Here is a 24,665-nt window from a genome sequence, read left to right as displayed (position 1 = left end):
TGCCGGAGCCACCGTCGTTCGTGAAGCTAGGCCGCCTTGGGCCGCGCCGCACGTGTGTCCGAGACGGGCGCCTGGGCGTCCTCGAGCGGGAAGGTCTCGTCTTCCCCGAAGTCAGGGGCCTGGAAGGGGTTCGTCGCCGGAGGCGGCGATGCCGCGGTGGAGCGGCGGGGTTGCCCTTCCAGGGCGGAGAACAGCGACGTCGTATCGATGGGAGGACTCTCTTTCGTTGCAGGTCCCTCAAGGGGCCTGGGTGTGCCGTGACCGGGCACAGCGGTCCTACAGCTTGATCATCTTGGCGTACGGGCTCAAGATCCGCATCTGCACAGAGCCGAAATCCACGAGCGCCGCGATTCCGTCCTCGATGCCGGTTACCCGACCGAGGCCGTACACGTCGTGTGTGACCTGATCGCCCACGGCGAAGTGCTTGGGAGCCGGTGTGACCGGCGCCTTGAAGGGGCTGGTGGGCAGATGGCGCTTCGGCGCAGCAGGCTTCGTCATGGTTCAGTATGACCCTATGGGCGGCCGGTTCGCTGTGGCCGTCGGCACAGATCCTGACGGCGGACCCGCGACCGTCACATGCCGCGACGTCCGATCGGCGCCGTCCAGCGGCTTCCCGACCGGCTCGGGCAGCCGAGTGATCTACGGCCGATCACCGGTCTGACCTGGCGTTCGCGGGGCCGGCCACGGCTGGAGTGATCGCCGAGCGGAAGCGGGGCGAGCCGTACGCCGGGTCGCGCGCGAACGGTATAACGATAGGAGCAGACAGGCGCGCGAAATGCGCCTGCGAACCAGGTGTCGCCACGCCGCGGCCGTTGGGCAGACCGCCAGGTGGGGCGGGCGTTCGACGTACGCATGCATCTGACGCGTCGACCGTCGCGAGTCTGACGGCCCAGAGCGCGAGTCGGACGGCCCAGAGACGGCCCGAGTCCGGCAAAGAGCCCCCCACCAGCGCATAACCGCAGGCAGGGGGCTTCTTCAGCTCGGCTTACTTCTTCTTGCCCTGGTTCTTGACCGCCTCGATCGCCGCCGCGGCCGCCTCGGGGTCGAGGTACTTGCCGCCGGGGGTGGTCGGCTTGAAGTCGGCGTCCAGTTCGTAGAACAGGGGGATGCCCGTGGGGATGTTCAGGCCCGCGATGTCCGCGTCGGAGATGCCGTCGAGGTGCTTGACCAGGGCGCGCAGGCTGTTGCCGTGGGCGGCGACCAGGACCGTGCGGCCGGTCAGCAGGTCGGGGACGATGGCGTCGTACCAGTACGGGAGCATGCGAAGGACGACGTCCTTCAGGCACTCCGTCTTCGGGCGCAGCTCCGGCGGGATCGTCGCGTAGCGCGCGTCGTGGGCCTGGGAGAACTCGGAGTCGTCCGACAGCGGGGGCGGCGGGGTGTCGTACGAGCGGCGCCAGAGCATGAACTGCTCCTCGCCGAACTCGGCCAGCGTCGCCGCCTTGTCCTTGCCCTGCAGGGCGCCGTAGTGGCGCTCGTTCAGCCGCCAGGAGCGGTGGACCGGGATCCAGTGGCGGTCCGCGGCCTCCAGCGCGAGCTGGGCGGTGCGGATCGCGCGCTTCTGGAGGGACGTGTGGACCACGTCGGGCAGGAGATCGGCGTCCTTCAGGAGCTCGCCACCGCGGACTGCCTCCTTCTCGCCCTTCTCGTTCAGGTTCACGTCCACCCAGCCGGTGAACAGGTTCTTCGCGTTCCACTCGCTCTCGCCGTGGCGGAGGAGGATCAGCTTGTACGGTGCGTCGGCCATGGCTTCGAGCCTACCTAAGGGCCCGGTGGGGCCGCCCCGGGCGCTCGGGTCGTGGGACGGCCGGCCGGGAGCCCGCCCGGCCGCTTTCGAAGTTCCGGTTAACGCTTCCACAACCTTTGCCCACATTCATCTGTCTCGTTATCGCCAGGTGAATCCAGGGGGAAGAAGAGCCGAAACGTGACCGTGCGTTCCAGGACCGCGGCGTCGCGGAGATCCTGGACAAGGAGACCAGCGCCTCCCGGTACACCAGCCACGACGAGCTGAAGTACTCGCTGCGCTCGCTCGCCATGTACGCCGACTTCGTCCGGCACGTGTACATCGTGACCGACGGCCAGAAGCCGCACTGGCTCGACGACACCGCACCGGGGATCACGGTCGTCGACCACCGCGACATCTTCCCGGCGGATGTGCTGCCGGTCTTCAACTCGCACGCGATCGAGACCCGGCTGCACCACATACCGGGCCTGTCCGAGCACTACCTGTACTTCAACGACGACGTCTTCGTCGGCCGCCGGGTCACCCCGGAGCACTTCTTCTTCGGCAGCGGTCTGCTGAAGATCCCGGTGTCCCCGCTGAAGATCGGCGTCGGCAAGCCGCACGCCGAGGAGACGGCGACCAACTCGGCCAGCAAGAACGTACGGCGGCTGCTGCTGGAGAGGTTCGGGCGGATGACGACGAACAACTTCATGCACACCCCGCTGCCGCAGCAGCGGGGGGCGCTGCTGGCGCTGGAGGAGCTGTTCCCGCAGGACATCGGCCGCACCACGGCGTCCCGGTTCCGCTCGCCGCAGGACATCGCCATGACGGCGCCGCTGCTCTACCAGTACGCGCTGATGACCGGCCGGGGCGTGCCCGGCAAGTTCAGCTTCCGGTACGTGAACATCAGCAGGCCGGACGCCGAGCGGCGCCTGGCCGATCTGCGCCGCAACCGCCGCTTCGACTTCTTCTGCCTGAACGACGTCGACGTGGCGCCGGAGGAGCGGGAGCAGGTCAGCGTCCGGATGCACGAGTTCCTGGAGAACTACTTCCCGTTCCCGAGCCCCTTCGAGAAGCAGAAGCCGTCCCAGGACGCCTTCGCTCGCGAGGAGCCGGGGCAGGGCGCGTTCGCCGGCGAGGAGCCGGGGCAGGGCGCCTTCGCGCGTGAAGAGCCGGAACAGGGCGCCTCCCCTCACCGAGAGCCGGAACAGGGCGCCTTCGCTCGCCGAGAGCCGGGGCAGAGCGTCTTCGCGCGTCAGGAGCAGGACCCGGCCTCGTTCGGGCAGCAGAGCTGACGGGCCGCGGCCATGGCCATCGACATCCGCCACCGGTTCGCGGCACCGCCGCCGGGCCTGCGGGCCGCCCGGGATCTCCTGGTGCGCCTGCGGCTGTGGCTGGCCGCCCGGCTCTGGGCGCTGCGCGCGGCCCCGGCCCGGCGCCGGCTGCGGGCCGGTGTCCCGGGACTGCGCCGGGTGGTCTGCGGACGGGTGCGGCTGTACGGGCGTACGGTCGCCGGATACACCGCGGCGGACGCCGCCGCGGACGACCTGGAGCAGGTGTGCGCCCTGCTGGAGACGGTGGGCGTCCCCTACTTCCTGGTCCCGGGCGAGCAGGAGCCCGGGGTGCTGCGGCCGGTGGTCGGGGTGGACGAGTCCCACCGCGCCGCGGTCCTCGCCCACGCCGGGCGGCACTTCGCCGGCAGCGCCCGGTACGTGGGCGGTGTGGGCCCGGACGGGGCCGTGACCGGCGCGGCGCTGTGGGCCGACGGGAAGCTGCCGCGGGCGCTGCGCGGGGCCGCGGTGCTGCGGACCGGGGTGGTGCGGCTGGGCCCCGGCGGGCAGGTGCTCAGCGGGCTGGAGTCCGGCTGTGACATCGAGTTCTGGCGGCACGGCCGGGAGCTGGGCGCTGATCCGGCGCATCTCACCGTGCCCGGCACCCGCCTGCGGGACGACTTCGGCCCGGCGCTGGTCGCTCCGCGTCGCAACGCCGTCTCCGAGGTGGTGCCGTCGGCGGCGCAGCAGCCGGCCGCGGTGGCGGGGCGCGGGCGCGGCGTGCCCACGTTCGCGGCGTTCGCCGAGCCGGGCATCGACGAGGTGCGCTTCCCCGTGGATGCCGTGTACACGTGGGTCGACGGGGACGATCCGGCGATGGCCGTGAAGCGGCGCGCGCACCAGGCGCTCGCCGATCAGGTCATCGCCGCGCGCGAGACGGGTGCCTCCCGCTACACCAGCCACGACGAGCTGCGGTACGCGCTGCGCTCGCTGGAGATGTACGCCGGTTTCGTCCGGCACGTCTATCTGGTGACCGACTCCCAGGTGCCGGCCTGGCTGGACCCGGAGGCGGAGGGCCTGACCGTGGTCGACCACCGGGACATCCTCCCGGCGGACGCGCTGCCCGTCTTCAACTCGCACGCGATCGAGAGCCGGCTGCACCGCATACCCGGGCTGTCCGAGCGTTACCTCTACTTCAACGACGACGTCTTCATCAACCGGCCGGTACGGGCCGAGCCCTTCTTCCACGGCAACGGCATCGCCCGCATCCCGCTGTCCCCGCTCAAGCTCGGGGTCGGCGCCCCGCACCCGCTGGAGCCGGCGCCGAACTCCGCCGGGAAGAACGCCCGCGAGGTGATCCACCGCTTCCACGGCAGGTCCGTCACGCACAAGTCGCTGCACACACCGCACCCCCAGTTGCTGGCCGTCATGCGGGAGATGGAGAGTCTCGGCATCACGGAGCTGGAACGGACGGCGTACTCCCGGTTCCGCTCGACCACCGACGTCGCTCCGGCGTCCACGCTGCACCACCACTGGGCGATCGCGACCGGTCGGGCCGTGCCGGCCGACTACCGCTTCCGCTACGTGCAGTTGGGCACGCCGGACATGCGGCGGCGGCTGGCTCGTCTGGCAGCCGGCGAGGACGTCGACTTCTTCTGTCTCAACGACGTGGACACCGCGCCGGCGGACCGGGTGGCGGCCGAGGCGGCGATCCGTGCGTTCCTGAAGCGGAAGTATCCGTTCCCCAGCCGCTTCGAGCGGACGGCCCGGGCCGTCTCCCGTCCGGTCGCGCCCCGCACGCACAGCGACTCGCACGTACAGCGGCTCGCTTGACGCGTCCCGTTAATCCAGTGGCGGCACCGGAGGCCCCATCGGTAAGTTGTGACCTCGTTCAGGGCCACTTACATTCGCGGGGGATTCTCGATGTCACCAGCCGGTATGAAACGTGCCGTCCGGGAGTCCGTCTCCGGCCTCCCACGCGACTTCTGGTGGCTGTGGACCAGCACGCTCGTCAACCGGCTCGGCGCCTTCGTGGCCACGTTCATGGCCCTCTACCTCACGCTCGACCGCGGTTACTCCGCCTCGTACGCCGGTCTCGTCGCCTCCCTGCACGGGCTCGGCGGCGTCGTCTCCGCGCTGGCCGGCGGGGTGATGGCCGACCGGCTCGGCAGGCGGCCCACCCTGCTCGTCGCCCAGACCGCCACCGCCGCCTCCGTCGCCCTGCTCGGCTTCATGACCGACCCGGTCGCCATCGCCGCCGTCGCCTTCCTGGTCGGCATGGCCTCCAACGCCTCGCGGCCGGCCGTGCAGGCGATGATGGCCGACATCGTCCGCCCCGAGGACCGGGTGCGGGCCTTCTCCCTCAACTACTGGGCCATCAACCTCGGCTTCGCGGTCTCCTCCATGGGCGCCGGTTTCATCGCCGAGGTCAGCTACCGCGCCGGGTTCCTGATCGAGGCGGGGATGACCCTGGCCTGCGCGATCGTCGTCTTCGCCAAGCTGCCCGAATCCCGGCCCACGGCCCCGGCCAAGCAGGCGGAGGCGGACGTCGGCCTCGGCACCGTGCTGCGGGACGGCCGCTACATGGCCGTGGTCGGACTGTGCTTCCTCGTCGCCCTGGTCTTCCAGCAGGGCTCGGTCGGGCTGCCGGTGGCCATGGGCCGGGCCGGTTTCTCGCCCGCCGACTACGGCATGGCCATCGCCGTCAACGGCGTCCTGATCGTGGCCCTGCAGATCCCCGTCACCCGGTTCATCGAGCACCGCGACCCGCGCACCCTGATGGTCGTCTCCTCGCTGGTCGCCGGTTACGGCTTCGGACTCACCGCCTTCGCCGGCTCGGTGGGCGTCTTCATGGTGACCGTGTGCGTGTGGACCCTGGCCGAGATCGTCAACGCCCCCATCCAGGCCGGTCTCGTCGTCCGCCTCTCCCCGGTCCACGGCCGCGGGCGCTACCAGGGCATGAACACCCTCTCGTGGTCCCTCGCCGCTCTGATCGCCCCGCTGATGTCCGGCACGGTCATCGACCGGTTCGGCGCGGGGTGGCTGTGGGGCATGTGCGCGGTGGTGGGCACGGTCGCCGGGGCCGGATACCTGGTGCTCATGCGCCGCCTGCCCCAGGAGAGCCCCGCGGCGGCACCGGCACCGGCGGACGCCGAGGCCGAGGCCGACACGGCCGGGGCACGGGCGACGGCACCGGCGCCGGCGGACGCCGAGGCCGGGACGGCCGGGGCGCGGGCGGTCTGAGAGGGGGCGGACGGCCGGCGCGGAGCGCTCGCCGGTCGCCGTGACGCGGGTCACATCCAGCCGTGTCACATCCCGGCGGGCCGGCCCGTCAATGAGGTGACAGCAGCGGCAACCACACAGGAGCTGGAACCATGGACGCTCGCATGAACCTCCACGCCAACCCCCTCACCGGCAAGCTCTTCAAGCACTTCAACGCCGCGGGCAAGGTGATCGCGGACTCCTCGCTGCCGGCCGCCGTGCAGGAACTGGTGAAGATCCGCGCCAGCCAGATCAACGGGTGCGCGTTCTGCACCGACATGCACACCAAGGACGCCACGGCCGCCGGCGAGAGCGCCACGCGGCTGCACCTGGTCGCGGCCTGGCGCGAGGCCACGGTGTTCACCGACGCCGAGCGGGCCGCCCTGGAGCTGGCCGAGCAGGCCACCCGGATCGCCGACGCGGCCGGCGGGGTCACGGACGAGGCGTGGGCGAATGCCGCCAAGCACTACGACGAGGAGCAGCTCGCCGCCCTGATCGCCCTCATCGCCCTGATCAACGCCTACAACCGGGCGAACGTCATCGTGCAGCAGCCCGCAGGCTCCTACGTGCCCGGCATGTTCGGCTGAGCCGCGGCACGACGTCTCACGGGTGCATGCGCGCACCCTTGAGGACCTTGTCCACGCCGTTGCGCGGGCCGTACACCGCCAGCCCCACCACATCCAGCGCGGCGGTCGGCACGGCCCGGACCGCCGCGCGGTTGTCGCGGTCGTTGCCCGTGGAGAACAGGTCCGCCGTGAACACCGCGCGGGGCAGGGCACGGCTCAGTGCCCTGCCGTGGGCGGCCTTCAGGGTTTCCTTCGTGCCCTCGAAGACGAGCACCGGCTGGCGGAACATCGGGAGGTAACCCACCCCGTCGGCGTCCTCGTAGGGCTCGCCGATCACCTCGGGCAGTGTCGCGCCCAGGCCGCTGACCAGGAACGCGGTCACGTTCAGACGCTGCCAGGGCTCCAGGTCCTCGCGCAGCAGCACGGCGATCTTCGTGTCGAAGCGGACGGGTTCGGGGCTCGTGGACCCGTTCATCCCGGGGCTCGTGGACCCCGTCATCCCGGGGCTCGTGGACTCGTTCATGGAGTGAGACTGCCGACCGGCGCCGGGCCGCGTCTTGTACGTTCTTTGCATGGCCGCAGGTCAGGAAGTCACCGCATGGCGGCCCCGGGTCCCGGGTGTCACCGAGGTCTTCCACGCCCGGTTCACGGAGTACGCCTACCCGATGCACGTCCACGACGCCTGGACGCTGCTGATCGTGGACGACGGGGCGGTGCGGTACGACCTGGACCGGCAGGAGCACGGCACCCCGCTCGACACCGTGTCGCTGCTGCCGCCGCACGTCCCGCACAACGGCTCCCCCGCCACCCCGGACGGGTTCCGCAAGCGGGTCGTCTATCTCGACGGCAGCCGGCTCGGCGACGAGTTCATCGGCCCGGCCGTGGACACGCCCGATCTCCGCGATCCCGTACTCCGGCTGCGCGTCGGGCAGCTGCACGCCGCCCTCGCCCGGCCCGGCGACGAACTGGAGGCGGAGAGCAGACTGACCCTCGTCGCCGAGCGGCTCCGCGGCCATCTGCGGCGACGCACGGATGCCCCGCGCCGCCACCCGGACCCCGTACTCGCCCGTGACCTGCGGGAGTTGCTCGACGCCCGGGTGGCGGACGGTGTCTCGCTGGAGGAGGCCGGTCTGCTGCTGCACGCCCATCCCGCCCATCTGGTGCGGGCGTTCAGCGGCGCGTACGGCATCGCCCCGCACCAGTACCTCATGTCCCGCCGGGTCGGGCGCGCACGGCGGCTGCTGCTGGACGGGGTGCCGCCGGGCGAGGTGGCGCCGCTGACCGGGTTCTACGACCAGGCCCATCTCACCCGGCACTTCAAGCGGCTGGTCGGGGTCACTCCGGGGCGCTACCGGGACAGGGCGCGCTGAGCCTCGTAGAGGTTGCGCGGGCGCACGGCGTCCGTGGTGCCGTACAGCTCCAAGCGGGAGTGCAGGTCGCCGGTGAAGTCGGGCACGTCGGTCTGGTCGGACTCCGTCACCGTGTTCAGCCCCACGGTCGCCGAGCAAGGGGCCAGTCCGTCGATCTTCATCAGGCCGGCCCTGCCGTTGGTGACCCGGATGTTCCAGTGGGTGAAGCGGGCGCCGAAGAGCGGGCCGGCACTGGCGTCTCCGCCGTGGCGGCCGTTGTTGTTCACGGTGATGTCGGTGCGCACGTTCGCGAAGGGCAGGCCGCGGTGGCTGTCGAAGGTGCCCATCTGCATCTCGCCGCGCGACCAGACGTTGTACGAGGACAGGCCCTCGACGTTGATGCCGTGCAGCTGGGTGCCGGCGGGTGCGGGGAGCGTGCGCTGTTCGATCGCGAAGTCCTCGATCAGGTTGTCGTGGGAGCCCTCGCGGCAGAAGTAGGGGTGGTGCGAGCCGCGGCCGGCGACCCTGGTGCGGCGCAGGGTGCAGGCGGAGGCGGCGACCAGGCCGAAGCCGTTGTCGACGTGCCGGACCGTGACGTCGTCCGCCCAGCAGTCGTAGGCGCACTGCAGGACGACGCCGTTGTAGCCCTTGTCGAGCAGGTGCGGGGACTGCGGGGTCTGCACCGCCTCCAGGGTCAGGCCCTCGACGCCCGATCCGGTCAGCTCCGGCACGTGCGTGGTGAACCGCGGCTCCCACTGCGGGCGGAGGTCCAGCGGGAGGGGGCGTTCGAGGGTGACGCGGCGGCCGTGCACGCGGGCGATGCGGACGGGCCATTCGTACGGGACGTACGACAGCAGCTTGGACTTGTCCTCCCAGACGTACGACGCCGGGCCCGGGCCGCCGCCCGCCATGTGCTGCAGGAGCGTGTGGCCGGCGTCGTCGGCGAGGCGGAGCAGGACGAGCCGGCCGGGATGCAGTGCGGAGGCGTCGGCGACCGTCCAGGAGCCCTGCTTCGCCGGTGCCACGGTCGTCAGGGTGGTCCACTCGTCCCGCCTGTTGCCGGTCCAGCCCTCGAACGGCCAGGCCCTGGCCCTGATGGCGGCGGTCAGGGAGTCCAGGCGGCCCTTGGGGGCGAGCCAGATCAGACCGCCCGCCCAGGACCAGGAGGACTTGTCGCCGCCGTAGCGGGATCCGTAGACGCCGATCAGCTCGGTGAGGTTCTTCGTCGCGTACAGGGTCGTACGGCCGCTGCCGGCGCCGCGCAGGACGACGTTCGAGTCGCCGATGCGGATGACGTCGTCGATGCGGTAGGTGCCCGGCGGGATGGTGACCGTGCCACCGCCGGCCCTTCCGGCGGCGGCGATGGCACGGTTGATCGCGGGGGCGCAGTCCGTGGTGCCGTCGGGTACGGCGCCGTAGGCGGTGACGTCGGCGACGGTCCGAGGGCGGGGGAGGCGGCCGGCTCCGGCCCGGTGGCCGGCCCGGCCGATGTACGGGATCTGCGGGTGCGTGAAGGGGGTGCGGGTGAACTCGTGCCACGAAGCGGGCGGTTCGGCGGCGCGGGCGGTGCCGGTCGCGGCGCCCAGGGCCATCGCGGTGGCGCCCGCGAGGACAGTCCGTCTGGTGAGGTGCGCGTTGCTCATCTCCACCCGCCCCTTCGCTTCATGTACATGAATTGGGTTCATGAATGCGTTGGCGGTGAGCATGTCATTGCGGCCCGTGTACGGGAAAGGGGTTGTACAAGAGAAAAGAGCGTCAGTCCGCGGGGCGCTCGATCAGGTGCATGAACGCCTCCAGGTTCCGCGTGGACTCGCCGCGGGCCACCCGCCAGGCGTACTCCTTGCGGATCGAGGAGGCGAAGCCCAGCTCCAGCAGGGTGTTGAAGGCGCCGTCGGCCGCTTCCAGGACCTGGCCGAGCAGCCCGTCGACCGCGTCCGGGGTGACGGAGGCGAGCGGCAGGCGGGCGGTGACGTAGACGTCGCCGAGATGGTCGACGGCGTAACTCACGCCGTACAGCTTGAGGTTGCGCTCCAGCAGCCAGCGGTGGACCCCGGACTCGTTCTCGTCGGGGTGGCGGATGACGAAGGCGTTCAGCGAGAGGGAGTGCCGGCCGACGAGGAAGGAGACCGTGGTGGACAGCTTGCGCGAACCGGGCAGCCTGACCACGTAGTTCCCGGGCCCGGGGCTCTCCCACTCCAGTTCGGCGTCCTTGAAGACAGCCTCCAGGACCTGCCCGGCCTTCTCGACGTCACCCATGGTGGGAGCGTACGTGACGGCGGTGGGACTGGGTCGCGGCCGTATAGACCTCGGCGGTGGCGGCGGCCGCCGTGTCCCAGCCGAAGGACCGGGCGTGCCGGGCTGCGGCCTCGCCCATGCGCGTGGAGAGGGCCGGCTCGTCGGCGAAGCGGCGCAGCACGCGCGCGTAGTCGGCCGGGTCGTGCCCCTGGACGAGGAAGCCGGTCTCGCCCTCGCGCACGGCCACCGGCAGACCGCCGACCGAGGCCCCGAGCACCGGGGTCCCGGCCGCCTGCGCCTCTATGGCGACCAGCCCGAAGGACTCGCTGTACGACGGCATGACGAGGACCGACGCGGCCCGGAACCAGTCCGCCAGCTGCTCCTGGCCGACCGGCGGGCGGAAACGTACGACGTCAGCGATACCCAGCCGGGCCGCCAGCTTCTGCAGCCCCTCCGGCTTGGCGAGCCCGCTGCCGCTGGGACCGCCGACGACCGGCACGAGGATGCGGGAGCGCAGCTCCGGCCGCTCGTCCAGCAGGACGGCCACGGCCCGCAGCAGCACGTCCGGCGCCTTCAGCGGCTGTATGCGGCCGGCGAAGAGTGGTATCAGGGCGTCCTGCGGCAGGCCCAGGCGGGCCCGGGCGGCGGCCCTGGCCTGCCCTGCGGTGGCGTTCTCGGGTGCGCCGGCGGGGAAGGGGCGGAACCGCTCCAGGTTCACGCCGGGGTGGACGACGGCGACCTTCGCCGGGTCGGCCGCGTAATGCCGGACCAGCTCGTCCGCCTCTTCGGCGGTGTTGGCGACGAGCCGGTCGGCGGCGGCCACGATCTGGGTCTCGCCGATGACGCGGGCGGCGGGCTCGGGGGTGTCGCCGTCGGCCAGGCTGGCGTTCTTGACCTTGGCCATGGTGTGCATGGCGTGCACCAGCGGGACGCCCCAGCGCTGGGCGGCGAGCCAGCCGACATGGCCGGAGAGCCAGTAGTGGGAGTGGACCAGGTCGTAGTAGCCGGGCCGGTGGCCGGCCCAGGCCTGCATCACACCGTGCGTGAAGGCGCACAGCTGCGCCGGCAGGTCCTCCTTGGCGAGGCCTTCGTAGGGGCCGGCGTCCACGTGCCGGACGAGGACGCCGGGTGCCAGTTCGACGCAGGGGGGCAGTCCGCCGGCCGTGGCCCGGGTGAAGATCTCGACCTCGATGTTGATCGCGGCGAGGCGCTGGGCCAGCTCCACGATGTAGACGTTCATCCCGCCGGCGTCGCCGGTGCCGGGCTGGTGGAGCGGTGAGGTGTGTACGGAGAGCATGGCGACCCGACGGGGCCTGCGGTGCGGCCAGAGCCGCGGGGCGACCGACGGGGAGCGTCGCCCGAGCCTGCTGACGTACTGGCTCACGTGGCGTTCCTCCTTGCTGCGGGCATGCCTGCCGGAGGGCCCACCTCGCCCTCCAAGGGGGTCCAACAGCAACCGGGGGCCCGGCCATTTCCCGATCAAGCCGCTTTACCGAATCATTACGATGCATCGCTCAACCGTTCGAACCGGATCCATGTCAGCGGGGAGGCACCCCGAAAGGGGCACGGGGAACTGCCCGACCAGCCACAGCGGACCCGCAGGAAAGGCGCCCCGAAGGGGGCGCGGGGAACTGCGCGACCGACCACGGCGGACCCGCAGCCGGGCGCCCCCCGCGGGCATGACGGCGAGTCCCCGCACCCGCTTACCCTCGTATGCATGGCAGCCCGCGCAGCGACCCTCCCCCACCCCCGGCTTCGTCCGACCGGGGGGACCTCCGTCGTGGGAACGGTGACGCGCGGGACGACCAACCCCAACCGGCTGCGCCGCATGGACCGCTGGATCGCGGCCGTACACGGCGCCGAGCTGCGGCGCGCCGCGGACCCGGTGGCGATCGACCTCGGTTACGGCGCCGCACCCTGGACCGCCGTGGAGCTGCTGACCCGGCTCCACGCGACAGCGCCCCGCACGCGCGTGGTCGGCATCGAGATCGAACCGGAGCGGGTGGCGGCGGCCAGACCGTACGAGCGCGCGGGGCTGACCTTCCGGCACGGTGGCTTCGAGATCCCCGTGCACGGCCGCCCGATGCTCATCCGGGCCGCCAATGTGCTGCGGCAGTACGACGAGGGCGAGGTCGCCGCGGTGTGGGAGCGGCTGTGCGCACGGCTCGCCCCGGCCGCCGGCGGCTCGCGCGGCGGACTGCTGGTCGAAGGCACCTGCGACGAGATCGGCCGTCGGCACGTGTGGGTGGCGCTCGGCCCCGACGGCCCCCGCACGGTCACCTTCGCCACCCGGCTGGGCTCCCTGGAACGCCCCTCCGACCTCGCCGAACGGCTGCCGAAGGCGCTGATCCACCGCAACGTGCCGGGCGAGCCGGTGCACGCCTTCCTCCGCGACTTCGACCGCGCCTGGGCCGCCGCCGCGCCCTACGCCTCCTACGGCGCCCGGCAGCGCTGGCTCCGCGCGGTACGGGACCTGACGGCGGACTGGCCGGTGACGGACTCCCCGGCCCGCTGGCGGCAGGGCGAAGTGACCGTCGCCTGGAAGGCCTTGGCACCGGTGCGCTGACCGCCCGGTGCCGGTGCGCCGACCATCCGGTTCCGGTGCGCTGACCACCCGGTGCCTGTGCGCCGACCATCCGGCGCCGGTGCGCTGACCACCCGGTGCCGGTGCGCCAGTTGCTGCCCCGCGTACGCGTCCGTGCCGCGTGGGCTTCGACGAAGAGGGGAACGATCTGCGTGCGTCGTTCGTCACATCGGCACGGAGATCGCCGTACCGGCGGTCGGCGGGGGGAATTCCGGTTTCCGACGGCCTCTGTCGCTTTGCACGCGGCCGTGGCACGATCCCTCAGGCGACCGTAAGTTACTGACGGTAAATCAGTTTGGGGGAAGTGGTATGGGTTCGGGCAAGCGCGGCCTGCTCACGGCCGCCCTGACCGTGGTCTGCGCGGTGACCGTTCTCTCGGCACCGGGCACGGCGTTCGCGGCCCCCGCGCCCACGCCCGCACCCACGGCCGGCGGCTCACCGGGCCCCACGCCGACTCCCGATCCCGGCAAGGACCTTGAACAGGTCCGCGAGAAGCTCGACGCGCTCTACCACGACGCGGCCGTCGCCACCGACTCCTACAACGCGGCCGAGGAGAAGACCAAGAAGCAGTCCGCCGAGATCGTGGAGCTGGCGAAGAAGATCGTCCAGGGGCAGAAGCGGCTGACGAAACTCAAGGACCAGGCGGGCGCCGCGGCCCGCGACCAGTACCGCACCGGCGGCCTGTCCTCCACCGCCCGGTTCCTGCTCAGCGACGACCCCGGCCGGTTCCTGGACGGCGCCGGCCGGGTGCTCCAGGGCCAGCAGGCGGCGAAGAAGCTGATCGGCGAAGTGTCCCGCACCCAGAAAGAGTTGAAGCAGTACGCCGAGGACGCGTCCGCCCAGTGGAAGAAGCTGGAGAGCAACCGCAAGGCCAAGGCCGCCGCCAAGAAGAAGATCGAGGAACAGATCGACGCGGCCGAGAAGCTGGAATCCCGGCTGGAGAAGAAGGAGAAGGAACGGCTCGCCCAGTTGGAGCGGGAGGCCGCCGACAAGGCACAGACCGCCTGGCTGGACACCGGCATCCTCAAGGACATCGACGGCAAGGCCACCGCGCAGGGCAAGAAGGCCGTGAAGTACGCCACCGCCCAGCTCGGCAAGCCGTACGTGTGGGGCGCCGAGGGACCGGACGCCTTCGACTGCTCGGGCCTGACCTCCCAGGCCTGGGCATCGGCCGGCCATCCCGTGCCGCGCACCTCGCAGGAACAGTGGAAGCAGCTCAAGCACGTCGACATCAAGGACATGCGCCCCGGCGACCTCGTCATCTACTTCGGTGACGCCAGCCATGTCGCGATGTACGTCGGTGACGGCGCGGTCATCCACGCCCCGCGCCCGGGACGGTCGGTGACGCTCGCGGGCGCCGGCACGATGCCGATCCTGGGTGTCGTACGACCTGACGCGTAGGCCTCACAGCCGTGTCCCGCAGAGCGGTGCGGCGCCGTTGAACCGCGGCCGTCCCACAGGTGCGGACTTCGCCGCGGCTGATCGCGCCCACGCGGCCGAACCGCACGCCGGACAGGGCCTCGCGCCCCTTCGGCAACACTCGTGACGCATGCCATACACGTCATGCCGGCGCACGCCGCCCACGTCGCCGTGACCCACGCCATGTGACCCAATGCACCGCCAACCCCTGCCCAAACCCGCCCAGGACGTGAGCTTCGTCATCCCTTCCGGGCCGCCGGCCTGTCCAACTGCGGTACGGAACGCGGCATATGACAGTGGCGGCCACCGGAGCGACGCGGCTCACACCATTCCATCGGGGCGGTCACAGCCGCTATGGTCCCGGTCTGGTGAGTCGAGACCCCTCGACGCCGCCGTGCCCTCGGGGGGAGGGAAGGAACCCAACACGATGCCCGTACCCGTACCGCGGCAGAGAGCGATCCCGGCCGTGGAGAGTGGTCAGGCGCAGGCCGCCCGCACCGTCGGCGGTCCCCTCAAGGAAGAGGCCCACCGCGACGCCACGACTGTGAACGGCACCGGCGCCACTCTCACCCTGCTGCTGATCGAGGACGATCCGGCCGGCTTGCCGATCGTGCCCGACCTGCTGGACCCGGCCGGCAAACCGATCCGCGTCCGCACCGCCCGCAACCTCACCGAGGCCGAGCGGCTGCTCACCGACGACGTCCACTGCATCCTGCTGGACCTGGCGCTCCCGGCGCCGGGCGGCAGCGGCACCGACGACGAGCTGGCCGTGCTCAGGCACGTCCTCCAGCTCGCGCCCCGGCATGCCGTGATCGCGCTGACCGCCTCCGGCGACGCCGAGCGCGGCGCCGAGGCCGTGCGCGTCGGCGCCCAGGACTACCTCTTCCGGGACGAGCTGGACAGCCGGCTGCTCAGCCGTGCCATCCGCTACGCGGTGGAGCGGAAGCGCTCCGACACGGCCGAGCGGCGGCTCGCCGAGGGCAAGCTGCGCGCGCAGGAGAACCGCCGGCTGGAGCGCGGCCTGCTCCCCACCCCGCTGCTGGAGGGCTCCGCGCTGCGCTTCGCCGCCCGCTATCGCCCCGGCCGCTCCCGGGCCCTGCTCGGCGGCGACTTCTACGACGCCGTCCGCACCCCCGACGGCACCGTGCACGCCATGATCGGTGACGTCTGCGGGCACGGCCCGGACGAGGCCGCGCTCGGCGTGGAGCTGCGCATCGCCTGGCGGGCGCTGACGCTGGCCGGGCTGTGCGGGGACGAACTGCTGAACACGATGCAGCAGGTGCTGGAGCACGAGCGCTCCGACGAGGAGATCTTCGCGACGCTGTGCACGGTGGACATCGCGCCGGACGGGCGCCGCGCGGGCCTGTGCCTGGCGGGCCATCCGGCCCCGCTGATCGCCCGCCCCGGCCGTCCGGCCCGGCTGCTGCCGTACGACAACAACGGCCCCGCGCTCGGCCTGCTGCCCGGCGCCCGCTGGCCGCGGATGCAGGTGGAGCTGGGCGCCGAGTGGAGCCTGATGCTCTACACCGACGGCCTCATCGAGGGCCGCGTCGGCGTGGACGGGGAGCGGCTCGGCCAGGACGGCATGGTGGAGATGATCCGCCGGCAGCTCTCCGAGGGGCTGCGGGGCGAGGACCTGCTGCGGGCGGCGGTGAGCGAGGTCCGCGACCTCAACGGGGGCGAGCTGACGGACGACGTGGCGGTGGTCCTGCTGGACCGCACGGCGTGACCGGGGTCTCGCCGTAGGGCTCCTCCCGCAGGGTGCCTCCCGCAGGGGGCCTCCCTGCGGGGTTCTCGTCGACTGTCGGGTGCGGGCGGGTCGGGGCTGTTCGCGCAGTTCCCCGCGCCCCCTGGGCAAGCTGGAACTCGCAGGCTCAAGGGGCGCGGGGAACTGCGCGACAAGGCACGGGCGACCCGCACCCGGCGGCGGTGAAGCGGCCCTCGGCGGGATGCCCCTAGCGGCCGCCGTTGTACGGCCCGTACGGACCGTCGCTGCTGCTTCCGCGGCGGCGGCCCCAGCCGCGGCCGCCGCCGACCTGCCGGAGGGCGGGGCGTACGTCCACGATGTAGACGATGCTCGCGACCGCGCCGGCGATCGGCAGGATGGACAGGATCGAGAACAGCCAGCTGACCACGAGCGCGATGCCGAGGATGATCAGCCAGAAGACCTTGTTCTGCTTGTCGGCCGCGCGGAAGGCGTCCTCGCGCCGGAACGCGGCGTCGAACAGCCCGAACGCGGCCAGGGCCATCAGAACGATCTTCAAGATGCCCATGAACCCGTCGAAGCCCGACATCAGCATGCTGTCCACCGCCCGTTCGATCCCGATCACTGCTACGCCGCCACCGTACCCATAGAACGGGCCGGACACCCCAAAGGTGCCCGGCCCGGATGCGTCTTGCCGGTCGTCACTTGGCCGGCGGGGTCGTCTTCTTCGCCGTGGTGCTCTTGCGGGGCGCCGGGGCCTTCTTCGCCGCGGCCTTCTTCTCCGCCTCGGGCTCGGCCTGCGCCGCGGCCGGCGTCGGCTCGCCGTCCCCGGCCGGCTCCGGCTTGCCCTCGACGACGATCGCCAGTTCCTCGATCTCCTCGGCGGCCTCGCCGCGCCAGGTCTTCACGGTCTGCTCGCCGTGCTCGGCGACCTTCTCGTAGGCCTCGCGGGCCTTGACGGCGTACTCGGCGGCGACGCCGACGCCGCGCAGGGCGAGGTCCTGGGCGGTCTCGCCGAGCTTCTTGAGGTCGACGTCGAGGGTGCCGATGAACTCGTTGACCTTGGTCTGCAGGGTCTCCTGCGCCTCCTTGGCGCGGGCGGCGGCCTTCTCCTGCACGGCCTTCGGGTCGGTGTTGCGCACGGCCTCGATGCGGGCCGGGGCCTCGGCGCGCAGCTGCTCGACCAGGGCCGGCACCTTCTTGGCCTGCTGAAGCGCCAGGTCGGCGGTGCCTGCGGCGAAGTAGAGCGGGGTCGGGTCGCTGAGGGTCTTGCGCAGGTCGTCGGTGATGGCCATGGTGAGGGTTCCTCCCGGATCGGATTCGCGTTCGGCTGGGATGGTGGTCCGCGGTGGGCGTCCGGAGCCCTGGTCCGGCGTCATCCGGCCGTCCGCCGTGGACCGGCGTCTGTTTCGCTTCCGGCGGCATCGCCTCCGCCGGCCGTACGGCTGCCGTCGCCGGTCTCCCGGCCCACGGCCCCCTCCCCGTCCTGCCCGCGCTCGGCCTGCTCGCCGGTCCCGAATCCGTTCTCCTTGCGGAAGGATTCGTAGATCTGCAGCAGCACCTGCTTCTGGCGCTCGTTGAGAGAGGGATCGGCGAGGATGACCGCCCGGGTCTCCACCTCGTCCAGATCCCGCTCGGCGTCGAGGATGCCTGCACGGACGTACAGCGTCTCGGCGGAGATGCGCAGGGCCTTGGCGACCTGCTGGAGCACCTCCGCGCTGGGCTTGCGCAGCCCGCGCTCGATCTGGCTCAGGTACGGGTTGGACACCCCGGCGGCGTCGGCGAGCTGCCGCAGCGACAGCTGCGCGTTTCGCCGCTGCTCGCGCAGGTACTCACCGAGATTGCCGACGTTCAGCGATGCCATGCCTCCACCTTGCCCCACCCGCGCTAACAATTGCAAGCATCCGCTTGCAGAAGTGTGCCACGTGTCGGACCGCTGTGGCGGCCCATAGCGTGTCGGCATGGACCTCGACACCGTCCGGACCTTCGTCGCCGCGGCCGACACGGGGCAGTTCCGGGAGGCCGCCGCCGAGCTGGGAGTCACCCAGCAGGCCGTCTCCAAACGCATCGCGGCGCTGGAGCGCAAGCTCGGGGTGCGGCTGTTCACCCGCACCCCGCGCGGCGCCGGGCTCACCATCGACGGGCAGGCGTTCCTGCCCCACGCGCGCGAGCTGCTGCGCGTCGGCGAGCGCGCCGTCGCCTCCGTGCGCCCCGGCCGCCGTCCGCTGCGCGTCGACATCATCGCCTCGCGCGGCGCGGCGTCGGCCCTGATGCGCGGCTTCCACCACGCGCACCCCGAGATCGACCTCGACGTGGTGATGCTGCTCGACATCGAGACAGCCGTCGCCTCGATCCGGTCCGGTGCGATCGACGCGTCCTTCCGCGCCGTCACCGCGCCCGGCCGGCCCCTTCCCGGGGACATCGCCGCCGTCCGGGTGCTCGACGAACCGCTCCAGCTCCTCACGGGCCCCGCACACACCCTGGCGGGCGCCCGCTCGGTGACCGTCGCTCAGCTCGCCGGGCACCGGATCTGGATGCCCGGCATCGTCCCCGGTTCCGAGTGGGCCGCCTACTACGACGACCTTATCGCCGAGTTCGGCCTCACCATCGAGGCGACCGGCCCCAACTTCGGCTCCGACGCGCTCCTCGACACGATCGCCGGCACACCGTCCCTGGCCACCTTCATGGGCGAGCACACCCTCCCCCGGCTACCGCCGGGAGGCGCCCCCGGCGTCCGGCCCGCCGGCCACGGCCTGCGCCGCATCCCGGTGACCGGCCCGACACCCGTCTACCCGCACTCGCTCCTCTGGCACCGCGACAACCCGCACCCGGCGCTGGCCACCCTCCGCGCCCACCTCGCCGCCACGACCGCCGGCCAGGACACCGCCGGGACCTGGGCACCGGGCTGGGTGATCCCCCGCTGAGCCGGCGGGGAACCGGTCAGGATTCGAGAAGCGGCGGCCGGGCGGACGCCGCTAGCGTGGCGGAGGCGATTTCACGGACGGAGAGACGATGAGCATCACCATGAGGACGGACGTGACGGCGGGCGCGGCGCACGCCGCCGACAGCCACGAACTGATCCGCGTGCACGGTGCGCGCGAGAACAACCTCAGGAACGTCAGCGTCGAGATCCCCAAGCGCCGGCTGACGGTGTTCACGGGCGTCTCCGGTTCCGGCAAGAGCTCCCTGGTCTTCGACACCATCGCCGCGGAGTCGCAGCGGCTGATCAACGAGACGTACAGCGCGTTCGTCCAGGGCTTCATGCCCACGCTGGCACGGCCCGACGTCGACGTGCTGGACGGGCTGACCACCGCGATCATCGTCGACCAGCAGCGGATGGGCGCCGACCCGCGCTCCACGGTCGGCACCGCCACCGACGCCAACGCCATGCTGCGTATCCTCTTCAGCCGGCTCGGCACCCCGCACATCGGCTCGCCCAAGGCGTTCTCCTTCAACGTCGCCTCGATCAGCGGGGCGGGCGCGGTCACCGTGGAGCGCGGCGGGAAAGCCGTGAAGGAGCGGCGCGAGTTCAGCATCACCGGCGGCATGTGCCCGCGCTGCGAGGGCCGCGGCTCCGTCACCGACATCGATCTCACCCAGCTCTACGACGAGGACAAGTCGCTCGCCGAGGGCGCGCTCACCATCCCCGGTTACAAGTCCGGCGGCTGGAACCACCGCCTCTACACCGAGTCGGGCCTCTTCGACCCGGACAAGCCGATCCGCACCTTCACCAGGCGGCAGCTGGACGACTTCCTGTACCGCGAGCCGACCCGGATGAAGATCGCGGGCATCAACATGACCTACGAAGGTCTGGTCCCGCGGATCCAGAAGTCGATGCTCGCCAAGGACCGCGAGGCGATGCAGCCGCACATCCGGGAGTTCGTGGACCGCGCGGTCACCTTCACGACCTGCCCCGACTGCGCCGGCACCCGGCTCAGCGCGACGGCCCGGTCCTCGAAGATCAAGGGGATCAGCATCGCCGACGCCTGCGCCATGCAGATCAGCGACCTGGCCGAGTGGGTGCGCGGCCTGGACGAGCCGTCGGTGGCGCCGCTGCTCACCTCGCTGGGCGGCACCCTCGACTCCTTCGTGGAGATCGGCCTCGGCTACCTCTCCCTGGACCGCCCGGCCGGCACCCTCTCCGGCGGCGAGGCCCAGCGAACCAAGATGATCCGCCATCTCGGCTCCTCACTCACCGACGTCACCTTCGTCTTCGACGAGCCGACCACCGGTCTGCACCCGCACGACATCCGGCGCATGAACGACCTGCTGCTCCGGCTGCGGGACAAGGGCAACACCGTGCTCGTCGTGGAGCACAAGCCGGAGGTCATAGCGATCGCCGACCACGTGGTGGACCTCGGCCCGGGCGCCGGCACGGCGGGCGGCACGGTCTGCTTCGAGGGCACCGTCGCCGAGCTGCGCGCAGCCGACACGCTCACCGGCCGCCACCTGGACGACCGGGCCACGCTGAAGGAGACGGTCCGCAAGCCGACCGGAGCCCTGGAGATCCGCGGTGCGACGGCCCACAACCTGCAGGGCGTCGACGTGGACGTGCCGCTCGGCGTGCTGGCCGTCGTCACCGGTGTCGCCGGCTCCGGCAAGAGTTCGCTGGTGCACGGTTCGATCCCGGCCCGCGAGGGCGTCGTGTCGGTCGACCAGACGCCGATCCGCGGCTCGCGACGCAGCAACCCGGCGACGTACACCGGGCTGCTGGAGCCCATCCGCAAGGCGTTCGCCAAGGCCAACGGCGTGAAGCCGGCCCTGTTCAGCGCCAACTCGGAGGGCGCCTGCCCCGGCTGCAACGGCGCCGGTGTCGTCTACACCGACCTGGCGATGATGGCCGGGGTGGCCACCACTTGCGAGGAGTGCGAGGGCAAGCGGTTCGACGCCTCGGTGCTGGAGTACCGCCTCGGCGGCCGGGACATCAGCGAGGTGCTGGCGATGCCGGTGACGGAGGCCGAGGAGTTCTTCGGCAGCGGCGAGGCGCGCACCCCGGCCGCCCACCGCATCCTGCGGAACATGGCCGACGTCGGCCTCGGCTACCTCACCCTCGGCCAGCCGCTGACCACGCTGTCCGGCGGCGAGCGGCAGCGGCTGAAGCTGGCCACGCACATGTCCGAGAAGGGCGGGGTCTACGTCCTGGACGAGCCGACCACCGGTCTCCACCTCGCCGACGTCGAGCAGTTGCTCGGCCTGCTCGACCGGCTGGTCGACTCCGGCAAGTCGGTGATCGTCATCGAGCATCACCAGGCGGTCATGGCGCACGCGGACTGGATCATCGACCTCGGTCCCGGAGCGGGCCACGACGGCGGCCGCGTCGTCTTCGAGGGCACCCCCGCGGAACTGGTCGCGGCACGGTCCACGCTGACGGGCGAGCACCTGGCCGAGTACGTCATGCCTCCGGCGCAGGGCCGTGCGGCGCGCCGCTGAGCTGTCGGGCGTCTTCCGGCCGGGGCCGGGTGGGAGCCGGTCGCGCAGTTCCCGGCGCCCCTTCGGGCCGCGTTCCGCCGGAGGCGGAGTAGGCAAGCCGTCCCTCCCCGGGCACGCCGTCTCCGCGGCGCCGTCGAGGCATTGGCCGTCGGGGCCGCGGCGCACGCTGTCTGCCCCGCGCTGCCGGGGCGTCGGTCGTCGCGAGCACGGCGCACGCTGTCCCGCGCTGCCGGGGCGTTGGCCGGGATCACGGCGGACCCGCTGTCCCCGCGCGGGCCGCCGTCAGAACGGCAGCGGGCGGGCGTGCACCACGTCCAGCCGGGACACCGCCCGGGTGAGCACCACGTAGAGCCGGTGGGCGCCCCGCTCCTCCGCCTCGGCCACGGCGGCCGGTTCGACGGCGACGACGTGGTCGTACTCCAGTCCCTTGACCAGGCTCGCGGGGACGACGGTGACCCGGGCGCCGAGCGCGTCGGGGCCGGCCGTCTCGATGCCGGCCGCGGTGAGCGCCTCGCGCACCCGGTCCGTGTCGGCGTCCGCCGCGATCACCCCGACCGATCCCTCCCGGGCGAGGGCGTCCCGTACGGCGGCGACGGTGGTGCCGGGCACGTCGTCGGTCGGCCGGAGGGTCAGCTCTCCGTCCGAGCGCAGGGAGGTGGCGGCGGGCACGGCGACACCGAGCCGGGCCAGGAGCCGGTTGGCCAGCTGCAGCACGGCCGCGGGCACCCGGAACCCGGTGGTGAGCGGCACCACGGCCGCGTCCGGCCGACCGAGGTGGCGCAGCTGGACGGACCAGTCGCGGGCGGCCCACGGGGTGGTGCCCTGGGCGAGGTCGCCGAGGACGGTCAGCGACCCGAACACGGCCCGGCGGGCGATGGCCCGGCACTCCATCGGGGAGAGGTCCTGCGCCTCGTCCACGACGATGTGGCCGTGGCCCTCGGGGTGTTCGATCAGTCCGGCGAGTTCGTCGAGCAGGACCAGGTCGGCGGCCGACCAGCGGGCCGACTTGTACGAGCGCGGCGGGCGGGGCCACAGCAGTGCGGACTGCTCCTCGGGGTCCAGCAGCCCGTCGGCCGCCCGGGCCAGCACCGCGCGGTCGGTGAGGAGTGCGGCGAGGATCTCCTCGGGGCGGACCTTGGGCCACACGGTGTCGAGCTGTTCGGTCAGCGGCCGGCACCGCTCGATCCGGCGCACCCAGGAGGCGGGCAGGACTCCGGAACGCCGTTCGGCCCGGTCCCGCAGCCGCCGTACCACCCGGGTGCGCACCCGCTCCCGCCCGACGGCGTACGGCGGTTCCTCGGCGCGCACCTCCTCGACGACGGCGGCGAGTTCGTGTGCGGGCACCCGCCAGCGGTAGGAGCCGTCGGGTACGGCGAGGTCGGCCACGCCCGCGGTGGTCACCCGCTCGTACAGCGCCCGGCGCAGCACCTCGGCCATCCGCGGGTCGTGCTTGACGGTGGCCGTGGGGTCGGGGTCGGTGCCGGTGACCGGGTGGCGGGCGATCTCCTCCAGCAGCGTGGACTGGCGCACGCCCGACTCGCCGAGGGCGGGCAGTACCTCGGCGATGTACGTCAGGAAGGTGCGGTTGGGGCCGAGGATGAGCAGGCCGGAGCGCTGGAGCCGCTTGGGGTGGGTGTAGAGCAGGTAGGCGGCGCGGTGCAGGCCGACGGCGGTCTTGCCGGTGCCGGGGGCGCCCTGCACGCACACCGACTCGGTGAGGGCGGCGCGTACGAGGTCGTCCTGCTCGGGCTGGATGGTGGCGGCGATGTCCCGCATGGGTCCGACGCGGGGCCGCTCGATCTCGCGGGCCACGATGGCACTGGTCCGTGACTCGCCCCGGCCGAGGTGCTCGTCCTCCAGCCCGGTGAGGTCGGCGGAGTCGCCCCGGCTGCCGGGCGCCCAGCCGAACCGGCGCCGGACCTCGACGCCCTGCGGGTCGCGGGCGCCGGCCTGGTAGAAGGCGCGGGAGACGGGGGCCCGCCAGTCGACCACGAGGGGCGGCGCGGCCGGGTCCTCGGTGATCCGCAGCCGGCCGACGTGGTAGTGCTGGCCGCCGTGTCCTGGCTGCCCGGCGCCGAAGTCGAGGCGGCCGAAGAAGAGCGGGCCCGGCGGGAGTTCGCGCATGGCCTTGGCCTGGCTGCGCAGCCGGTGGCCGAGGACTTCGGCGTCGGCGCCGGAGGCGGAGACGTCCTCGCCGATGACGACCTGTTCGGCGGCGCCCTCGACCATGGCGGCGAGGGCGGCGCGGCAGGTGTCGTGGTAAGCGCGCTCGGTGTGGAGGGCGTCCATGAGGGCGGGGTGGAGTGACGTCATACCCACCAGCCTACGGCAATAATGTGACCGAGTTAAGTTTTTAACCCAGTTTCATCAGGCGGCCCCCGCCCCACGCGGCCGACCCGGTCCACTCGCTCGACCGGGTCTCACTCGGTGCCGCCGGCCGCCGTCCCCGCCAGCCCCGCCGCCAGCTGCCGGAACGCCCGCTCGGCCGCCCGCACCGCGTCCGGCGCGACCTGGGCGACCGGCTCCCCCGCCGCGATCCGCCGCCAGTTCTCCAGCGCGAGGATCCGCTGCACGGCGACGATCTGCCCCGCCGCCAGCCGCGCGTCCAGCCCCCCGCCGAGCGCCTCCGCGAGCGCCGTCTCCTGCCGCTCCAGATGCCCGTGGGCCCGCGCCACCAGAGCGGGGGTGCCGTAGAGCAGGGTGTGGAAGGCGAGCACGTCGGGATGGTCGTTCAGCCCGGTGACCGGGTCGCGCCGTTCCAGGCCGGCGAGGAAGTTCCGGCGCAGCGCGTCCACCGGATCGGCCGCCCCGGCCACCACCCGGGCGGCCTCGGTCTCGTGGTCCGCGATCCGGTGCAGGACCAGGTCCTCCTTGGCCGGGAAGTACCGGAAGAGGGTCGGCTTGGAGATCCCGGCCGCGGCGGCGACCTCCGCCACCGACACCGCGTCGAAGCCCCGCGCCAGGAAGAGCCGTACGGCGATGTCCGACACTTCCTGGTACATCCGCTGCTTCTTGCGCTCACGCAGGCCCATCTCACCCATGCCGCCGAGCCTACGCAGCGCAGCGGCGCACGACGGACGCCGGCGCCCCCGGGAGAACCGGACTCCGGTTCCGTCACGGCC

At 72.3% G+C, this 24,665-nt stretch carries 21 protein-coding genes; 10 read left to right on the top strand and 11 right to left on the bottom strand.

The window, feature by feature from the left end; translation table 11 throughout:
* Positions 1–276 precede the first annotated feature (276 nt).
* Entirely contained in the window at positions 277–498 is a 222-nt protein-coding gene (locus tag ACZ4SF_RS18215) for a hypothetical protein (RefSeq protein WP_468385105.1), read from the bottom strand.
* Between the two features lie 487 nt (positions 499–985).
* Positions 986–1,747 carry a phosphoglyceromutase gene (locus ACZ4SF_RS18210; protein WP_468385103.1) on the bottom strand — a complete coding sequence of 254 codons (762 nt, stop codon included), beginning with the start codon at positions 1,745–1,747 and terminating at the stop codon, positions 986–988.
* Positions 1,748–1,899: 152 nt separating this feature from the next.
* Between ACZ4SF_RS18210 and ACZ4SF_RS18205 the strand changes: the two genes are divergently transcribed.
* The 4 genes from ACZ4SF_RS18205 to ACZ4SF_RS18190 all read left to right on the top strand — a co-directional run bounded on the left by ACZ4SF_RS18205 (position 1,900) and on the right by ACZ4SF_RS18190 (position 6,842).
* A complete protein-coding gene (locus tag ACZ4SF_RS18205; protein ID WP_468385955.1) occupies positions 1,900–3,018 on the top strand; it encodes a stealth conserved region 3 domain-containing protein in 1,119 nt (372 codons plus the stop codon).
* 12 nt (positions 3,019–3,030) lie between these two features.
* Entirely contained in the window at positions 3,031–4,827 is a 1,797-nt protein-coding gene (locus ACZ4SF_RS18200) for a stealth family protein (protein WP_468385101.1), read from the top strand.
* Between the two features lie 105 nt (positions 4,828–4,932).
* The gene (locus ACZ4SF_RS18195) at positions 4,933–6,237 is read left to right on the top strand and encodes an MDR family MFS transporter (RefSeq protein WP_468385098.1); all 1,305 of its coding nucleotides are present in this window, start codon (positions 4,933–4,935) and stop codon (positions 6,235–6,237) included.
* A gap of 131 nt (positions 6,238–6,368) precedes the next feature.
* Positions 6,369–6,842, top strand: a complete 474-nt coding sequence (locus ACZ4SF_RS18190) for a carboxymuconolactone decarboxylase family protein (protein ID WP_468385096.1) — start codon at positions 6,369–6,371, stop codon at positions 6,840–6,842.
* Positions 6,843–6,858: 16 nt separating this feature from the next.
* Here the strand turns inward: ACZ4SF_RS18190 and ACZ4SF_RS18185 are convergent, their stop codons facing one another.
* Positions 6,859–7,395, bottom strand: a complete 537-nt coding sequence (locus ACZ4SF_RS18185) for a DUF2000 family protein (RefSeq protein WP_468385093.1) — start codon at positions 7,393–7,395, stop codon at positions 6,859–6,861.
* Here ACZ4SF_RS18185 and ACZ4SF_RS18180 point away from each other — a divergent pair.
* Positions 7,394–8,191: an AraC family transcriptional regulator gene (locus ACZ4SF_RS18180; RefSeq protein ID WP_468385090.1), complete on the top strand. Its 798-nt coding sequence runs from the start codon at positions 7,394–7,396 to the stop codon at positions 8,189–8,191. The genes ACZ4SF_RS18185 and ACZ4SF_RS18180 overlap by 2 nt on opposite strands.
* Here the strand turns inward: ACZ4SF_RS18180 and ACZ4SF_RS18175 are convergent.
* The 3 genes from ACZ4SF_RS18175 to mshA all read right to left on the bottom strand — a co-directional run bounded on the left by ACZ4SF_RS18175 (position 8,170) and on the right by mshA (position 11,789).
* A complete protein-coding gene (locus ACZ4SF_RS18175) occupies positions 8,170–9,813 on the bottom strand; it encodes a glycosyl hydrolase family 28-related protein (RefSeq protein WP_468385087.1) in 1,644 nt (547 codons plus the stop codon). The genes ACZ4SF_RS18180 and ACZ4SF_RS18175 overlap by 22 nt on opposite strands.
* Positions 9,814–9,925: 112 nt before the next feature.
* Positions 9,926–10,426 (bottom strand): type III secretion system chaperone family protein, encoded by a 501-nt coding sequence (locus ACZ4SF_RS18170; RefSeq protein ID WP_468385084.1) that lies wholly within the window; start codon positions 10,424–10,426, stop codon positions 9,926–9,928.
* A complete protein-coding gene (mshA, locus tag ACZ4SF_RS18165) occupies positions 10,419–11,789 on the bottom strand; it encodes a D-inositol-3-phosphate glycosyltransferase (protein WP_468385081.1) in 1,371 nt (456 codons plus the stop codon). The genes ACZ4SF_RS18170 and mshA overlap by 8 nt, the downstream gene beginning before the upstream one ends.
* Positions 11,790–12,122: 333 nt before the next feature.
* On the opposite strand from mshA, the gene ACZ4SF_RS18160 reads away from it, so the two are divergent.
* The 3 genes from ACZ4SF_RS18160 (at position 12,123) to ACZ4SF_RS18150 (ending at position 16,137) form a co-directional block, all read left to right on the top strand.
* Positions 12,123–12,971, top strand: coding sequence for a class I SAM-dependent methyltransferase (locus tag ACZ4SF_RS18160; protein WP_468385078.1), 849 nt, complete (start codon positions 12,123–12,125; stop codon positions 12,969–12,971).
* A 327-nt stretch (positions 12,972–13,298) separates the two neighbouring features.
* The gene (locus ACZ4SF_RS18155) at positions 13,299–14,390 is read left to right on the top strand and encodes a C40 family peptidase (protein WP_468385076.1); all 1,092 of its coding nucleotides are present in this window, start codon (positions 13,299–13,301) and stop codon (positions 14,388–14,390) included.
* Positions 14,391–14,835: 445 nt separating this feature from the next.
* The gene (locus tag ACZ4SF_RS18150; protein ID WP_468385073.1) at positions 14,836–16,137 is read left to right on the top strand and encodes a PP2C family protein-serine/threonine phosphatase; all 1,302 of its coding nucleotides are present in this window, start codon (positions 14,836–14,838) and stop codon (positions 16,135–16,137) included.
* A gap of 226 nt (positions 16,138–16,363) precedes the next feature.
* On the opposite strand, the gene ACZ4SF_RS18145 is transcribed toward ACZ4SF_RS18150, so the two are convergent.
* From ACZ4SF_RS18145 to ACZ4SF_RS18135, 3 genes are all read right to left on the bottom strand, one after another.
* Entirely contained in the window at positions 16,364–16,717 is a 354-nt protein-coding gene (locus tag ACZ4SF_RS18145) for a DUF2516 family protein (RefSeq protein ID WP_468385952.1), read from the bottom strand.
* Positions 16,718–16,814: 97 nt separating this feature from the next.
* Positions 16,815–17,408, bottom strand: a complete 594-nt coding sequence (locus tag ACZ4SF_RS18140; protein ID WP_468385070.1) for a hypothetical protein — start codon at positions 17,406–17,408, stop codon at positions 16,815–16,817.
* Positions 17,409–17,488: 80 nt separating this feature from the next.
* Positions 17,489–17,977, bottom strand: a complete 489-nt coding sequence (locus tag ACZ4SF_RS18135; protein WP_468385067.1) for a helix-turn-helix domain-containing protein — start codon at positions 17,975–17,977, stop codon at positions 17,489–17,491.
* 97 nt (positions 17,978–18,074) lie between these two features.
* On the opposite strand from ACZ4SF_RS18135, the gene ACZ4SF_RS18130 reads away from it, so the two are divergent.
* On the top strand, positions 18,075–19,037 hold the full coding sequence (locus ACZ4SF_RS18130; protein ID WP_468385064.1) for a LysR family transcriptional regulator: 963 nt from the start codon (positions 18,075–18,077) through the stop codon (positions 19,035–19,037).
* 88 nt (positions 19,038–19,125) lie between these two features.
* Entirely contained in the window at positions 19,126–21,543 is a 2,418-nt protein-coding gene (locus tag ACZ4SF_RS18125) for an ATP-binding cassette domain-containing protein (RefSeq protein ID WP_468385061.1), read from the top strand.
* A 282-nt stretch (positions 21,544–21,825) separates the two neighbouring features.
* Here the strand turns inward: ACZ4SF_RS18125 and ACZ4SF_RS18120 are convergent, their stop codons facing one another.
* Together ACZ4SF_RS18120 and ACZ4SF_RS18115 are read right to left on the bottom strand one after the other, a co-directional pair.
* On the bottom strand, positions 21,826–23,856 hold the full coding sequence (locus ACZ4SF_RS18120; protein WP_468385059.1) for a HelD family protein: 2,031 nt from the start codon (positions 23,854–23,856) through the stop codon (positions 21,826–21,828).
* 107 nt (positions 23,857–23,963) lie between these two features.
* Positions 23,964–24,584 carry a TetR family transcriptional regulator gene (locus ACZ4SF_RS18115; protein WP_468385057.1) on the bottom strand — a complete coding sequence of 207 codons (621 nt, stop codon included), beginning with the start codon at positions 24,582–24,584 and terminating at the stop codon, positions 23,964–23,966.
* Positions 24,585–24,665: the final 81 nt, after the last annotated feature.

The organism is Streptomyces sp. NPDC027663 (assembly GCF_055566415.1).
This window is presented reverse-complemented; position numbering and strand designations above follow the sequence as displayed.

Bases quoted from the DNA above. Each gene is read 5' to 3' on its own strand.
- ACZ4SF_RS18215 (WP_468385105.1), bottom strand. From the start codon at position 498: ATGACGAAGCCTGCTGCGCCGAAGCGCCATCTGCCCACCAGCCCCTTC.
- ACZ4SF_RS18210 (WP_468385103.1), bottom strand. From the start codon at position 1,747: ATGGCCGACGCACCGTACAAGCTGATCCTCCTCCGCCACGGCGAGAGC.
- ACZ4SF_RS18200 (WP_468385101.1), top strand. From the start codon at position 3,031: ATGGCCATCGACATCCGCCACCGGTTCGCGGCACCGCCGCCGGGCCTG.
- ACZ4SF_RS18195 (WP_468385098.1), top strand. From the start codon at position 4,933: ATGAAACGTGCCGTCCGGGAGTCCGTCTCCGGCCTCCCACGCGACTTC.
- ACZ4SF_RS18190 (WP_468385096.1), top strand. From the start codon at position 6,369: ATGGACGCTCGCATGAACCTCCACGCCAACCCCCTCACCGGCAAGCTC.
- ACZ4SF_RS18180 (WP_468385090.1), top strand. From the start codon at position 7,394: ATGGCCGCAGGTCAGGAAGTCACCGCATGGCGGCCCCGGGTCCCGGGT.
- ACZ4SF_RS18185 (WP_468385093.1), bottom strand. From the start codon at position 7,395: ATGCAAAGAACGTACAAGACGCGGCCCGGCGCCGGTCGGCAGTCTCAC.
- ACZ4SF_RS18175 (WP_468385087.1), bottom strand. From the start codon at position 9,813: ATGAGCAACGCGCACCTCACCAGACGGACTGTCCTCGCGGGCGCCACC.
- ACZ4SF_RS18170 (WP_468385084.1), bottom strand. From the start codon at position 10,426: ATGGGTGACGTCGAGAAGGCCGGGCAGGTCCTGGAGGCTGTCTTCAAG.
- ACZ4SF_RS18160 (WP_468385078.1), top strand. From the start codon at position 12,123: ATGGCAGCCCGCGCAGCGACCCTCCCCCACCCCCGGCTTCGTCCGACC.
- ACZ4SF_RS18155 (WP_468385076.1), top strand. From the start codon at position 13,299: ATGGGTTCGGGCAAGCGCGGCCTGCTCACGGCCGCCCTGACCGTGGTC.
- ACZ4SF_RS18150 (WP_468385073.1), top strand. From the start codon at position 14,836: ATGCCCGTACCCGTACCGCGGCAGAGAGCGATCCCGGCCGTGGAGAGT.
- ACZ4SF_RS18140 (WP_468385070.1), bottom strand. From the start codon at position 17,408: ATGGCCATCACCGACGACCTGCGCAAGACCCTCAGCGACCCGACCCCG.
- ACZ4SF_RS18135 (WP_468385067.1), bottom strand. From the start codon at position 17,977: ATGGCATCGCTGAACGTCGGCAATCTCGGTGAGTACCTGCGCGAGCAG.
- ACZ4SF_RS18130 (WP_468385064.1), top strand. From the start codon at position 18,075: ATGGACCTCGACACCGTCCGGACCTTCGTCGCCGCGGCCGACACGGGG.
- ACZ4SF_RS18125 (WP_468385061.1), top strand. From the start codon at position 19,126: ATGAGCATCACCATGAGGACGGACGTGACGGCGGGCGCGGCGCACGCC.
- ACZ4SF_RS18120 (WP_468385059.1), bottom strand. From the start codon at position 23,856: ATGACGTCACTCCACCCCGCCCTCATGGACGCCCTCCACACCGAGCGC.
- ACZ4SF_RS18115 (WP_468385057.1), bottom strand. From the start codon at position 24,584: ATGGGTGAGATGGGCCTGCGTGAGCGCAAGAAGCAGCGGATGTACCAG.